Genomic DNA, 14,696 nt, shown 5'->3' on the forward strand with positions numbered 1-14,696 from the left:
TTTTTAACTGAGGGAGGTCGCAAATGGCGACGCGCGAGGCGGCGATCAAGGCTGTATCCAACTATTTCGACACAGGTGAATTTCTGGCCGAACTGGCCGAAAGGGTGGCGGTGCGAACATCGAGCAGGGAACTCGAGCACCAAAAGGAGCTGACACGATATTTGGATGACCTGATGCGGGCCCGCTTTGAGGCGATGGGATTTTCGGTCGAGATTTATCCCAATGAAATGCTTGAGCGCGCGCCGTTTTTGGTGGCAAAACGCATTGAGGACCCTGCCCTGCCCACACTGTTTTGCTACGGACATGGTGACACAGTGCCCGGTGAAGACGGATGCTGGAGCGAAGGGCGTGACCCCTGGGCCCTGACGGTCGCCCAAACGCCATCCGGTGAACGGTGGTTCGGTCGTGGAACAGCGGACAACAAGTCCCAACATGCCATCAACATGGAAGCCATGCGCCACGTTCTCGAAACACGTGGCAAACTTGGATACAACGTCACCTTTCTGATCGAGACGGCGGAGGAAATGGGGTCTCCGGGCCTTGAAGAGTTCTGTCGAGAAAACCGCGACCTGCTGGCAGCCGATCTGCTGATCGCCTCCGATGGCCCTCGTTTTTCAACGGACGGACCGGACATCAAGCTCGGCACCCGGGGAGGTCTGAACCTTCGCTTCAGACTGGAGTATCGCGACGGCGGACACCACTCCGGCAATTGGGGTGGTTTGCTTGCCAATCCCGCAATCGTGCTCATGCATGCTCTCACCTCTCTTGTGAGCCGAACAGGTGAAATCCTTCATCCCGGTTTGAAGCCGGATGAAATCAAGCCATCAGTCCGCGCTGCTTTGGCCAATGTGACGGTTACTTCCGGACCCGACGATCCTGAAATCGATCCCTGGTGGGGTGAATCCGGGCTGAGCGGAGCGGAAAAGGTGTTCGGTTGGAACACCTTTGAGGTGTTGTCCTTCATCACCGGCGATCCTGTGAAAACTCAGAATGCCGTGCCACCCTTCGCGGAAGCCATCTGTCAGATACGCTTCGTGGTCGATACAGATCCCGATACTTTCCTTCCACTGATCCGCGAGCATCTGAAAGCGCAAGGATTTGACGGGATCACCGTTGAACCGGCCCGCATGTCGATGCTGCGCGCATCTCGACTGGATCCTGAGCACCCGGCAGTGGCTTGGGCCGTCACTTCAATTGAACAGACAACAGAAAAACCGGTTACAGTCATCCCAAACGCGGGCGGCTCCCTGCCGAACGATATTTTCCTCAACATCATCGGCATGCCCACGATCTGGGTTCCGCACAGCTACACAGGCTGCTCCCAACATGCCCCCGATGAGCATGTGCTGCCGCATTTGATGAAAGAAGGCCTGCAGATGATGACAGGGCTGTTCTGGGATCTCGGCGACGGATTTCCCGAAGGCTGAGGCCACACATAAAGGGATCCTTCAGCGCGCGCACTTCAAGACTTGGATCTCGAAAATGAGGGCAATTTAGGCCCTCACTTTCGCGCGCCGAATCGCCACCCCCAAAAATTGCAACAGCGAATTGATACACCTCAATGCCGATGCGCTCAATTTTTGTGTAACTAGTTACATCGCATGACTTCTGTGCGAGGTGCCTCCAAGGTTTTCTGATGAAAATTGAACACGTTACCTCAGCTCCGGATTGAGTTCCGGGCCCAATTTCGTGTCTCTGCCTTGCGGCGCAAATTCCTAAATCAACAGGACGATGATGATGTCTGTAACTCTATCGCGTCGAAACTTCTTGAAATCGACTTGCTCAACTCTTCTGGTGAGTATGTTTCCTATCTCGGCGCATGCTGCCGCGAACCGCGGCGTGACATTCGTTCCCCATGCCGGTCAGGCCGGCGCATTTTGGGGCATGATCAAGGATGGCCAACTGATCAAGGCGATCCCACGGACAGAATTTGATCCACGCCCAACCAAAATGATCAGCGAAGGGGTCGTCAGCCGAACCTATCACCAGACACGTGTCAAATATCCACATGTCCGCCGGTCTTATCTTGAAGGCTATGAAAGCGGAGATGTGCGGCCGGATTTGCGTGCGCGTGAAGAGTTCGTGCGTGTGGACTGGGACACTGCACTTGATCTAGTGGCGCGTGCGATCCTCGACACAATCGATGAACACGGCAACGAGGGTCTCTTTTCAACTTCCTACGGCGGCTGGTCTCATGGCGGCGTTCTGACACCCAATGTCTTGCAGGGCCGCTTCTTCAATCTGATCGGCGGTGCGGCTGTTACCGTTGGCGACTATTCGGGCGGTGCGGGACAAATCATCATGCCGCACGTTCTGGGCGACATGGAAGTATATTCGCGCCAGACCTCCTGGTGGCAAATGTTGCAGCATTGCGAGACCTTCGTGATGATTGGCACCGACATGCATAAAAACGGCCGTGCAGAAGGCCGTACGACCGATCACTCCATGTATCCAAGATGGGAACAGATCAAGGAGGCCGGTGTCGACTTCATCTCGATCAACCCGCAGCGCACAACCACTGATGAATGGCTGGATGCCGAATGGATCAAGATCGTTCCGAACACGGATACGGCGCTTTTCCTTGCCATGAGCTACCACGTCTTTGACAACGGCAGCTACGATCAAGCTTTCCTCGACACATATACGGTCGGTGCAGACAAGTTCATTGACTACCTGACCGGCAAGACGGACGGCCTTCCCAAAACGCCAGAATGGGCCGCTGCAATCACAGGCATCGATGCCGAACAGATCCGCGCCCTCGCCGATCGGTGTGCCACTACCAGAACCCAGTTCGCCGGGTCCTGGGCCATCCAGCGCGCACAACACGGTGAAATGCCGTATTGGGCGATAACCGCCTTTGCGGCAATGACCGGCCAGATCGGCCTGCCGGGTGGTGGCGTCGGGTTCAGTTGGCACTGGGGCCAGGGCGGCGCCCTGTTCGCCCAAGCGCGTGTTCCGGGCGGCCTTCCTCAGGGGCGCAACCGCGTCATCGGCATCTGCCCTGCGTCACGGCTGAACGAGATGTTGCTCAATCCAGGCAAGGAGTTCACCCGAAATGGCAGCACATTCAAGTTCCCGGATGTTCATCTCATCTACAATTCCGGCAACAATTTCGCGTCTCACCAGCAAGACACCAATGAACTGCTGCGGGCAATGGAGAAGGTAAAAACGGTTGTCTGTCAGGACCCCTGGTGGACTGCGGCCGCCCGGTTCTCCGATATCGTCCTTCCGGCAACATCGCATGTTGAACGAGATGAAATCAGCTCCGGTGGCACTTATTCCAAGGACAAAGTCTATGCCATGCGCAAGCTCATAGATCCTGTCGGGGAATCTCTGGACGATTTTGAGATCTTCCGGCGCCTGGCGGAAAAATTCGGTGTGGAGGGCCCCTTCACCAACAACATGGAACGCATGGATATCATTCAAGAGTCCTATGAAAAGTCCACAGCGGCGGATCACATGGATTTCGAGGAATTCTGGACCACCGGGGTCGCCCGCGTACCTCAGCCACAGGAAGAATTCGAGTGGGTTCGCCATGGCAAGTTCCGCGAAGACCCGGATGCCAATCCGCTCAGAACACCTTCCGGAAAGGTCGAAATCTACAGCGAGACAATCGCCAAGATGAATATTCCCGATTGCCCGCCGATGCCGATGTGGCTGGAGCCGGACGAGTACTTGGGCAACAGTGAACCCGACGATATTCACGTCGTCAGTCCACACCCCTTTAACCGGATCCACTCGCAATTCGCACAATCCGATCTGAGGCATGAACTGAATGTCCAGGATCGGGAATTCCTGCTGATCAATTCGGAAGATGCAGCCGAGCGTGGCATCGAGGATGGTGACCTCGTTGAGCTTCACAACGAGCGTGGTGCGTTGATTGCCGGTGCCCGTGTTTCCGACAACATCATGCGTGGTGTCGCGTCGCTCTATGAAGGAGCCTGGCTGTCCTTCGACAGCAAGGGGCGCTGCAATTCCGGCGCGATCAACATTCTCACGTCCAGCAGGGCCTCAAGCGGCTTGAGTCAGGCAACAACGGCCAACACATGTATCGCCAAGATGCGCAAGGCTACGGACGTTGATGGTCCAAACCAGGCTTATGAGCCTCCCAAGACCACGATTGACGTGGTCTCTCTGGATACATCGGGCTTCGGGCTGGAACGTGCGGACAATCTTCAGGAAACCTTCACCGCGAATATGGAGCCGGGTGAAAAGCTCTTTTACGAGTATTGCACCTTGTGCCACGTGCCGCAGGATCCGGCGTCACACACCAAAAATCAGTGGCGAGGCATAACTGAAAGCATGTTCGTGAATGCCGGCGTCACCGAAGAGGAAGGAGCGCTCATTCTTGAGTTCCTCGATCAGTACGCAAAACCCGACTGATCTGATTGCGTCAAAAACAGAGAGGGCGAGGCCAAAACCTCGCCCTCGTTACCGTTTTCCGCTTCACCCACACGAGGGTTTCCTCAAACCCGGGTAAATCAGGTCAGGAAAAGGTCAATCACTCCGCCGCAACAGGAACTTCCATGCGCTTCTGCGACATCTTCCGGGTCAGCAGTATGCGGCGAATGAAGGCAAGCACGAACAGCGCTGTCAGGATCAGGATGATTGTCGGAGCCGGAGCGCTATCAAGGAAGAAGCTCGCATAGGTGCCGGCGAGCATGGATGCCATGCACACACCAACGGCAACCCAGAGCATGGTACCGAATGTTCGCACCAGCAAGAAAGCGATTGCGCCCGGCGCAATCAACAGGCCGATGGCAAGGATCAAACCGGCAGCGGATAATGTTGCGACAATCGTGAGAGACAAGGCTACCAGCAATCCGTAGTGCAAGAGGTTTACAGGCAATCCGGAGGCCTGTGCCTGGGCTGCATCGAAGCTGTGCAGCACCAGGTCCTTCCACTTCAATATGAGCGCTGCGCCGACGAGAACGGCAATGATACCGGCCGTCAGAAGATCCTCCCGCCCGACCCCCAGCATATTGCCGAAAAGGATATGGTCGAGATGGGCATTGGTTTCTACGGAAACATAGAGCACGATCCCGAGGCCGAACATTCCGGAAAACACGACACCCATGACGGTGTCCTGCTTTACCCGGCTGTTGCCTGCCAGGTATCCGGTCGCAAGAGCACAGATCATTCCAGCTGCAAAAGCACCGATCAAAAGCGGAAGTCCGACAATATAGGCAACCACAATGCCTGGCAGGATCGCGTGACTGACCGCATCTCCCATCAAGGCCCAACCCTTCATGACCAGAAAACAGGACAGGAGCGCTGTGGGAACGGAAACAACTACGCAGATCAGAAATGCGTTCTGCATGAACGGGAACCGAAATGGCAGAAGAAGTGTCTCCAGATCCATCAGACAACTCCTTCTACATTCTTGGAACGGTGCAGGCTATTCCCTGCATCATCCAGAGTTTCCAAGTCTTCGGGCGGTCCCTTCAACAATGCTTGAGCGGCCTTGCGTTTTGCCGCCAGCAATCCGTGCTTGGGAGCGAACATGAACGCGGCCAGGAAAATCAGCGTTTGCAACGTGACGATAATGCCGCCCGTCGCGCCATCCAGAAAGTAGCTGACATAAGCGCCGACAAAACTCGTCGACGCTCCGATGACGACTGACAGTGCGATCAATCGCGGAAAGCGGTCGCAGAGCAGGTAGGCGGTGGCACCTGGTGTCACAACCATGGCAATGACGAGAAAAGCCCCCACGGTTTGCATTGCGGCGACAACGGATGCCGACAGCAGCACAAAGAAAACCGCCTTCAGTACGCCAGGTCGAAGACCGATGGTCCGGGCGTGGTTCTCATCGAAGAAGGTCACCATCAGGTCCTTCCATTTCGTCAGCAGGATAGCCAATGAAACGAAGCCGATGATCGCCAGCTGCACCGTGTCTTCCGGCGTGATGGCGAGGATGTTGCCCATTGTGATGGTCTGGATGGAGACGGAAGTCGGATAGATCGAGACGACAAACAGTCCCAGCCCGAAGAAGGACGTGAATATCAATCCAATAATGACATCGACTTTCAGTCCCGACCGTTCGGACAGGAACAGCATGGCACTTGCCGCAAGACCACCGGCCAGAAACGCACCGAGCGCGAATGGCAAACCCAGAATATAGGCACCTGCGACACCCGGCACGACGGAGTGCGCAAGAGCATCCCCGATGAGCGACCAGCCTTTCAGCATCAAGTAGGCGGATAGAAACGCACAGACACCGCCAACCAGTGCGGAAACCCACATGGCATTCGTCATGTAGTTGTAGCTGAATGGCTCCAGGAGCACTTCCATCATCCAGACGCCTCTTCTCGGCCGGTTTGCTCCGGTGCCTTCTTGGTCGTCTGCACCTGATCGCCGTATTGAACGAAAGGCCGTTCGTCGTCTGTCAGGATGGTCACTTTGCGTTGATCGCCATCGGTGTGAAGCGTCTCGTCGGAAATCGTGAAATGACGCAGCACTCCGCCGAAGGCGAGTTCCAGATTGTCACGGGTGAACGTGGTGTCAGTCGGTCCATAGGCCAGTACAGTGCCCTTCACCAAAACCGTTCTGTCACAAAACTCCGGAACTGAACCCAGATTGTGAGTGGAAACGAGCATGACCCTGCCCTCATCGCGCAGTTCCTTCAAAAGCGCGATGATTTGCTCCTCGGTCTTGACGTCGACGCCGGTGAAAGGCTCGTCGAGAAGGATCACCTGACCGTCCTGCGCCAGCGCTCTGGCAAGAAACACCCTCTTGCGCTGTCCTCCAGACAGTTCGCCAATCTGGCGATGACGGAATTCCTGCATGTTGACCCGTTGCAGCGCCAGGTCGACGGCGTCACGGTCTGCCTGTTTCGGTCGCCTCAGGAAGCCCATGTGACCATAGCGCCCCATCATCACGACATCTTCAACAAGTACCGGAAACGACCAGTCGACTTCCTCAGATTGCGGCACATAAGCCACCTGGTTCCGGCGCAAGGCATCCTGCACCGGTTGACCGAGGATCCGGATCCGTCCCTTTGCGGCCGGCACGAATCCCATAATGGCCTTGAACAGAGTGGACTTGCCCGCCCCATTCACGCCGACGAGAGCCGTTACGGTGCCACACGGTATTTCAAAGCTGGCATTCCAAAGCGCGGTATGTCCGTTGCGATAGGTCACCGTGACGTCTTCGGCGGTTATGCCATCACCGGCTGCCTGAGCGGTCATGTCCATGTCCGGGTCCTTGAGGATTTGAAGCATCACGAAAAGCCATTAAAGAACACTATTGAAACGATCACAATTGCGGCCAACTCTTGACCGCAATTGCAGTTTTTACGCAGCAGGCCAGGTCTCAGTTTGCCGCCGACTTCAATCCGTCCGCGACTGTCCCGGCAGTTACCTTGAGAAGGTCAAGGTATGTCGGTACCGGTCCACCGGCCTCACTGAGAGAGTCCACATAAAGAACACCTCCATAGGCAGCACCGGTTTCCCGGGCAACCTGTTCCGCAGGTGCGGTGCTGACTGTGCTTTCACAGAAAACAACCGGAATTTCGTTTTCGCGCACGCCATCAATGACTGCACGTACCTGCTGCGGAGTTCCCACCTGATCAGCGTTCATCGGCCAAAGATAAAGCTCCTTCATGCCGAAATCGCGGGCAAGGTAGCTGAAAGCGCCTTCGCAGGTTACGAGCCAGCGTTGTTCTTCCGGTATTTCCGCAACAGCATCGCGAAGCGGTTCAATCGTCGCACGCAACTGCTCTTTATATGTGTCGGCGTTTTTCTGATAAACGGCGGCATTGTCAGGATCCTGGGCGGAGAACGCATCGACGATGTTGTCGATATAGATCAATGCGTTGTCGAGACCCATCCATGCATGGGGGTTTGGCTTGCCCTCATATGAGCCCGAGCGGATCGAAATCGGGTCGATGCCATCTGTCAGGGTTGCTGATGGAATATCTCCCAGATTGCCCAGAAACTGCTTGAACCAGAGTTCGAGGTTCATGCCATTCCACAGGATCAGGTCAGCGTCAGAAGCCCGGACGATATCCTGTGGCGTCGGCTGATATCCATGGATCTCCGCGCCCGGCTTGGTGATGGAAACCACTTCAGCCGCGTCTCCAGCAACATTTTGCGCAATGTCTGCAAGAACCGTAAAGGTTGTCACGACCTTCATCTTGTCGTCAGCCCAGGCAGCTGTAGATGACAATGAGGCCAGCGCCGTCGCCAGCACGGCAGCTGTCAGTGAAAAGCGTTTGTTACCAGTCATTCAAAACTCCCAAACAGAAAAGTACCTTCTTGCAAGTGATATTGCAACTCATTCGCAACTGTCAAGCTAGTTGCGAATGAGTTGCAATATTAAAAACCCTTCTGAACTGAATTCAGGCCCCACCAAAGCAAAACCGCCGATCCAAGGACCGGCGGTTTTCACATGTCAAAAATGCATCCTGCGTTAGTGCCTCAGGCGGCTGAAACCTTGTCCAGGAACGTTTCGATCCCCTGCTTCAGAGCAAGACTGCGATTGCTCAAGTCATCCGAAGCTGCAAGCACATTGCCGGAAGCATCCTTGGTTTCAACCACTGCTTTTGCCAACCGGTCCATGTTGGATTTCACTGCCATCGTGCTTTGTGCAGCGCGCTGAACATTTCCCGAAATCTCGTTCGTGGCAGAGCCCTGTTGGGAAACCGCAGTTGAGATGCCTTGCGTATAACCGTTGACCTCTTCCATGGTGTCGGAGATCTCACCAATCGCGGCAACCGCATCAGTGGTGGAGTCCTGGATGGTCTGGATCTGCGAAGAAATTTCCTCCGTTGCTTTTGAGGTCTGGTTCGCCAGTTCCTTGACCTCGGCTGCAACAACTGCAAAGCCCTTGCCGGCCTCGCCGGCACGCGCAGCTTCAATGGTGGCATTCAATGCCAGCAGGTTTGTCTGTTCAGCGATGGCCTGAATAAGGTTGACCACCTCTCCAATCTTGGACGCGGCTTCCGCGAGACCCTGCACCTTGCCGTTAGTCTCGTGAACGGCCCCGGTTGCCTGTGTCACGATATCCGATGATCTGCGCACCTGTTCGCCAATCTCGGCGATCGAGGCAGACAATTCTTCGGCGGCACCTGCGACGTTTTCAACGCTCATGGAAGCATCTTCGCTGACACGCGAAGTGTCCCCGGCCTGTTCGGCGCTGTTTTTAGCAATGCCGCCCAGCGAAGACGCCGTGCCGCTCATACCGGCCGCGGTTTCATCGAGCGCGCTCAAAAGGCCCTGAACTTCTTCCCGGAATCCCTGGATCAGATCTTCAACCGCCCCCTGGCGGGCAAACTGTTCCTGTCTGTGGTCGTCAGCCTCGTGCTCCAGACGGACACGCTCACGAGCGTTTTCCTGGAAAACCTGTACTGTTCGGCTCATGTCGCCGATCTCGTCGCGTTGATCTGTCGAGGGAATTTCCACATCCGTGTCGCCTTCCGCCAGACGCCCCATCGCGACGGTCAACTCCCTTGTCGGCTTGGTAATGACAAGCGAGACGACGAAGGCCAGCAATCCGCCAACCAACACTGCAGCAAACAGCGCAACGGCAATCAGACCAAGAGCCGTGTCGGCGCGTGCATAAGCGCTTGCCGATTGTGCTTCGGTCAATCCCGTGATGACGGTCCGGACCTTGTCGGAGATCGCCGCAAGCTCGAGCCTTTTGGTATCGAACGCCTCCTTGGCAGCGACCATGTTGGCAAACTCTGCTTCATAGTTGTTCACCTCCTGCTCAATAGCGGCAACCGCTTCGGTGATCTCAGGAAAGGCAGCACTATCGGCCTTGAGCGTGTTCGCGAGATTGCGAAGAATACCGATGCGCGTGGTGACGTCGTCGGCCCCCATGGATTCAAAGCCGGCGAAAAACTCCATTGTGACCGAGCGGATCTCCAGTGCCGCCCGCTGGAACTTGATGGCGTTGACGTTCACAAGATCGACGATACCAAGCTTGGACGACGCTTTTCCGGCAATCTTCTTGGCGTCGTCGCTCGCTGCGTAAACGACCTTACGCAACGCAGACGCCTGATCATGAATGCTGTGAAGCCCGGCAACAATTTCAGCGGCCAAATCAGCTGACACCGGTGCGACCTGAGCGCCCTCCCCCTCGACCTTCGGCAACTTATCTTTCAGACCAACGGCAAGCGCTGAAAGGCCTTTCATCTTTTCAGCGTCCAGACCTTCCACCTTTAGCTTGGCGGCTTTTTTGGCCCACTTGGCAACAGAGGCAACGCCCTCGGAAAGACCAGCCGACAGTTCACCTGGCAATTCTGAACTCTCTCCGGCTTCGGCAATCAGCACCGACAATTCGGAGCTCGTATCCTCCATATCGGAGAGCATGCGGCCAACCTTGTCGGCCCGGTTCCGGGTGCCGGTCGCCTTCTTTGCAGCGCTTCCGGCATCCCTTTGTATCTTGTTCATCTGATCAGTGATCTGAACGGAAAGTGTCTCCAACCGAACCGCGGACTTCAACAGATTGTCCACCTGAGCCTGCCGGCTGTCGACCGCGGCTACAAATCCGGAGAACTCGCCGCTCAACTGTCCGACCAGAGCTATGGCCTCATCGGTCGCCTCACCGCCCGCTCCGCTATCGGAGACGTTGTCCAAAGAGACCAACGCCTGTTCCAGCTGCTCAATACGGGCACTCGCTGATTGTGCCAGATCCGGGTTGCTGTCGGCCAGATAGGCTTCTTGCGCCTGCGCAACTTGCTGTAGATTTGCCATAGCCGCCGTGGCCTTGGCGCTGACATCCGATTGAGCCCGCAATCCAAGAATTGCAACAGTTCCAACAGCACCTACCGCTGCCGCAACAAGTATCATCGTGACAAAACCGCCCCCAACCTTGGCCGAGAAGCGTGCATTCTTTAATGGTGTAAGTAACTTGGACATGTGAACCCCGCACTTTCTTTCATAGAAGGCGGGGCAGATAAACAATTGGTGAAGAGATTGGGCCACCGAAACACCATTCGGCTGGTGAATTAAATCGAAGGCGAAAGTTCTATTATCAACAACAGGATAGAGGCAAAAAATCACTCGATCTTTTTTGCCTAAATTAAATGATGCTCATCTTGAAAAGTGCACAAGAGCTCAAAAACGACCTCTGAACGCTTACTATTATGTAGTTATCCTAGGACCGATTCTATACTTTTTTCACAAATTGAATGCTTGCGAGGAACTTTTTCATCCGCCAACAACCTCTTTCAGATGTGCGGCGTCCAATAGTTCCTTCAAAGTTGCGCGTTCGCCAATATGGTTTGCCAACAACAAGATAAGACGCGCATTCAGGGCGTCGCTTTCCTGTTTTGTCAGGCCTTCATGGGCCGACAAGAGATCGGCATAAAAGTCGTCCGGCGCTTCCAGATTGGGGCCAATTTCTTGCTTGCTCATGAGCTTCGCTCTCCTTTGCCGACCGCGTTTTTGAGCGCAAAGGCCAGTCTATCCGCATCGAAGTCACGCCATCTTGCTGCAACGTGCTGATCAGGTCGAAACAGGTAGACAGCAGCCTCAAGATCTCCCAGGTAGCGCTCTTTGATTTCGGGGCCGATTTCAGCTCGGGACAAGCTCTTGCCTGCAATCTGTACACCCAGGATATCGCTCGTTTCAGGTACATCCACTCCAATACCGAGCAGAACAAAACGGTCTCCGAGACTGTCCACCAGCCAGGCATCACCCATTGGTGCATCAATGGCGGGACTGCCAGGCCTCGTGCGCACGGGAAGGTCAACCTGGTCTTCGCCGTTCAAAGGCGAGCCATCATAGACGGCCGGCACGGACAGACGGCCCGAGTTCACCAGTGGCCGGGCAAAGGAATGGTGTTCGGAAAGATCCAGAACAGCGTCCCTGAATATCCGGCTCATTTCCGACTTGGGTGTTATGAATTCCGTTGAGCGCGAGCTTTGAAGGATGTTTTCATCTGCGGCCAGTTCCCGTTCGAAACGATAGCTGTCCAGCAACGTTTCCGGAGCCTTGTCCTCAAGAACAAGTTTGAGCTTCCAAGCCAGATTGTCGATATCCTGAAAACCGGAATTTGCACCCCGTGCACCGAATGGTGAAACCTGATGTGCGCTGTCGCCGGCGAAGATGACGCGGCCATGCCTGAATTTCTCCATTCGCCGACACTGGAATGTGTAGATGGATACCCACTCCAGATCGAACTCAACGTCCGGTCCAAGCATCTGCCGCAGCCTTGGCACGACATTTTCAGGCTTCTTTTCCTCGTCCTTGTCGACTTCCCACCCAAGTTGAAGGTCAATGCGCCAAACGCCGTCAGGCTGCTTGTGCAGCAGAGCCGACTGGTCCTTGTTGAACGGAGGATCAAACCAGAACCAGCGTTCGGTCGGGAAATCCGCCTTCATAACCACATCGGCAATCAGGAAGTTGTCCTCAAAGACCCTGCCGACAAAATCAAGATCAAGCATATGCCTGGCAGGCGAGCCAGCGCCGTCACAGGCGATCAGCCATTCTGCCTCAATGTTATAGGCGCCTTCATGTGTTTCGATGGTGACGAGGGTGTGGTCTTCTTCAGGATGCAGGTTCGCAACCCGGTTCCCACCACGGATCTCGACCGGTTTTCCTTCAGCCTGAAGCGCCCGGATGCGCTCAACCAGATAGAGCTCGCAATAATACTGCTGCAGATTGATGAAAGCGGGTCGCTTGTGTCCGGCCTCGGGCAACAGATCGAATTCGTAAACCTGCCGGTCATTGAAAAACACCTTTCCGGTATTCCAGACGACACCCTTCGACACCATCTCGTCACCACAGCCGAGCCGGTCAAAGATCTCCAGAGAGCGTTTGGAAAAGCAGATTGCCCGCGAACCGACGCTGACACGTTCGTTGTCATCGAGCACAATGACAGGAATGCCGGACTGGGCCAGGTCGATCGCCATGGCGAGCCCGACCGGTCCAGCGCCGATGATGACAACCGGATGGCGCACGGGTGCGTCGGCGTCCTGATCGTCGCTCCATTTATAGGGATAGAGCGGCACCTCGAACAATTTGGTCACAGGTTGTCCTCCCGGCTCCTGACCTCATAAAAACTTGGCGGCAATCGGATGCCGGTCGAAATCCAGAAAGAACTCGTCAGGAATTTCCCAGGCAAGCCTGACCGCATGATCATTGATTTGCTTGTGTGTTTTGCATCGCCTGACCGGCCGTTGCTTCACTCACAAGACTTTCTTTTAATTCTTCTCTGTACTCAGATATGAGGCTGTGACGCTTCTCTTCAGGCAACTCGCCGATGTCAAGCTGATATACAGGCCAGCAAGAGGTTATCGCAGGCCGGTATTGTGTCTGGAACACTATCTTCGGAACGAGAGCCCCAGGATAGTTACCGATCATTCGATCGTAGCCCGACATCTCCTCGATCTGGCCTTCGACACCCTTTTCTCCTTGGAAGTCCTCATCGTTGGCATAGCAAACTTCTGACGTAAGCAACCCCTCATATTCGCCAATCAAAACCTCCTGAATATCGTATGTCGTTTTTTGACACACGGACTCTTCAGTTATTTGAAGTTCGTAAGCTACAACGTTCGCAACAAATCCCAAGGCATCTTCAAGAGAAGGCTTATCGTATTCACCCGAAACAGGTTGCGGACATGCCAGAGCAGGTCCAAAAGCACACGCCCAAGTGACGAATGCTGACGACAAAAACTTGCAACCTAACTTCATGGCAAATCCTATCTAGAAAATCATCCTCAACCTGAAGCTGCATGAAATTATGTCCCTATGATGGGCTTTCGATCAAACTGTTGCCTTTCACCCTTGCAGATCCGCCCACATCTTCGCGTCCCGTTCGGCCGTCCAGATGCGCGGTGTGTCGATGCCGAGCGCTTCGTCATAGGCCCGGGCGACGTTGAACGGCAGGCAGTGTTCGTAGATTGCGTAGTCCTTGAACTTCGGATCACATTCGGCACGGCAGGCGTCCCAGGCGTCCTTCAGCGAACCGCCCCCTTGAGCGATCCGGGCCACAGGCCTAAAGGTCGAGGACACGAAATCGGCGGTGTTGGTCAACGCCTTGCCGACCATCTCCTTGCCGACCAGCGCATCGCCGCGGCCAGGTGCAATGGCTTCCACATCAAAGGAACGGATGGCCTGAAGCGTCGTCGGCCAGTCGTTGAAATGGCCGTCACCGCAGTAACACGCAGAGTGGTATTCGACGATGTCACCGGTGAACATGACGTTCTCGTCCGGTACATGAATAACGATGTCCCCCGCCGTATGGGCGCGACCAAGGAAGCGAAGATCAACCCGGCGTTTGCCAAGATAGACGGTCATGCGGTCGTTGAAGGTGGTCGTCGGCCAGGTCAGGGGCGGAATATCACTGACGTTGTCATAGCCCATGAACAGACGCGGGAAGCGCATGAACTCAGATTCTCGGTCTTCCGCGCCGCGTTCCACAACCATCGAACGAGCCTTCTGGCTCATGATCACGGTCGGCGCCTGATAGGCGGCAGCCCCCAGCACACGCACGGCGTGATAGTGGGTCAACACAAGATGACTGATCGGTTTGTCGGTTACGGAGCGCACCTTCTCGATCACCTTGTTGGCGAGTTCAGGGGTCGCCTGCGCCTCGATGATCATGACACTGTCATCGCCGATGATAACGCCGGTATTCGGGTCACCTTCAGCGGTAAAGGCCCAGAGATCCCGGCCAATCTCGGTGAACGAGATTTGTTTTTCTGCCATGTCTCCGGCGGATGCGAATTGCTTGCTCATCTCATCTCC

11 protein-coding genes are annotated in these 14,696 nt (G+C 55.3%); 2 read left to right on the forward strand and 9 right to left on the reverse strand.

Annotated elements, in window-relative coordinates; genetic code table 11:
- Window positions 1–23 precede the first annotated feature (23 nt).
- Together FIV00_RS21570 and FIV00_RS21575 are read left to right on the forward strand one after the other, a co-directional pair.
- Window positions 24–1,427: a M20 family metallopeptidase gene (locus tag FIV00_RS21570; RefSeq protein WP_152502691.1), complete on the forward strand. Its 1,404-nt coding sequence runs from the start codon at window positions 24–26 to the stop codon at window positions 1,425–1,427.
- A gap of 373 nt (window positions 1,428–1,800) precedes the next feature.
- The gene (locus FIV00_RS21575; protein WP_209006656.1) at window positions 1,801–4,383 is read left to right on the forward strand and encodes a molybdopterin-dependent oxidoreductase; all 2,583 of its coding nucleotides are present in this window, start codon (window positions 1,801–1,803) and stop codon (window positions 4,381–4,383) included.
- Between the two features lie 118 nt (window positions 4,384–4,501).
- Here the strand turns inward: FIV00_RS21575 and FIV00_RS21580 are convergent, their stop codons facing one another.
- The 9 genes from FIV00_RS21580 to FIV00_RS21620 all read right to left on the reverse strand — a co-directional run bounded on the left by FIV00_RS21580 (window position 4,502) and on the right by FIV00_RS21620 (window position 14,687).
- A complete protein-coding gene (locus tag FIV00_RS21580; RefSeq protein WP_152502693.1) occupies window positions 4,502–5,362 on the reverse strand; it encodes a metal ABC transporter permease in 861 nt (286 codons plus the stop codon).
- The gene (locus FIV00_RS21585) at window positions 5,362–6,294 is read right to left on the reverse strand and encodes a metal ABC transporter permease (RefSeq protein WP_305773824.1); all 933 of its coding nucleotides are present in this window, start codon (window positions 6,292–6,294) and stop codon (window positions 5,362–5,364) included. Before FIV00_RS21585 ends, FIV00_RS21580 begins: the two co-directional genes overlap by 1 nt.
- Complete coding sequence (locus tag FIV00_RS21590) at window positions 6,291–7,193, reverse strand: manganese/iron ABC transporter ATP-binding protein (protein WP_274706375.1); 903 nt, start codon at window positions 7,191–7,193, stop codon at window positions 6,291–6,293. The genes FIV00_RS21585 and FIV00_RS21590 overlap by 4 nt, the downstream gene beginning before the upstream one ends.
- Window positions 7,194–7,311: 118 nt before the next feature.
- On the reverse strand, window positions 7,312–8,226 hold the full coding sequence (locus FIV00_RS21595; protein ID WP_152502694.1) for a metal ABC transporter substrate-binding protein: 915 nt from the start codon (window positions 8,224–8,226) through the stop codon (window positions 7,312–7,314).
- A 191-nt stretch (window positions 8,227–8,417) separates the two neighbouring features.
- Entirely contained in the window at window positions 8,418–10,862 is a 2,445-nt protein-coding gene (locus FIV00_RS21600; protein WP_152502695.1) for a methyl-accepting chemotaxis protein, read from the reverse strand.
- Between the two features lie 291 nt (window positions 10,863–11,153).
- A complete protein-coding gene (locus tag FIV00_RS21605) occupies window positions 11,154–11,360 on the reverse strand; it encodes a DUF2783 domain-containing protein (RefSeq protein ID WP_152502696.1) in 207 nt (68 codons plus the stop codon).
- On the reverse strand, window positions 11,357–12,976 hold the full coding sequence (locus FIV00_RS21610; protein ID WP_152502697.1) for an FAD-dependent oxidoreductase: 1,620 nt from the start codon (window positions 12,974–12,976) through the stop codon (window positions 11,357–11,359). Before FIV00_RS21610 ends, FIV00_RS21605 begins: the two co-directional genes overlap by 4 nt.
- A gap of 109 nt (window positions 12,977–13,085) precedes the next feature.
- On the reverse strand, window positions 13,086–13,640 hold the full coding sequence (locus tag FIV00_RS21615) for a hypothetical protein (protein ID WP_152502698.1): 555 nt from the start codon (window positions 13,638–13,640) through the stop codon (window positions 13,086–13,088).
- An 87-nt stretch (window positions 13,641–13,727) separates the two neighbouring features.
- Window positions 13,728–14,687 (reverse strand): MBL fold metallo-hydrolase, encoded by a 960-nt coding sequence (locus tag FIV00_RS21620; RefSeq protein WP_152502699.1) that lies wholly within the window; start codon window positions 14,685–14,687, stop codon window positions 13,728–13,730.
- Window positions 14,688–14,696: the final 9 nt, after the last annotated feature.

Origin of the sequence: Labrenzia sp. THAF82 (genome assembly GCF_009363435.1) — a bacterium.
In the GTDB taxonomy this organism is placed as follows: domain Bacteria; phylum Pseudomonadota; class Alphaproteobacteria; order Rhizobiales; family Stappiaceae; genus Roseibium; species Roseibium porphyridii.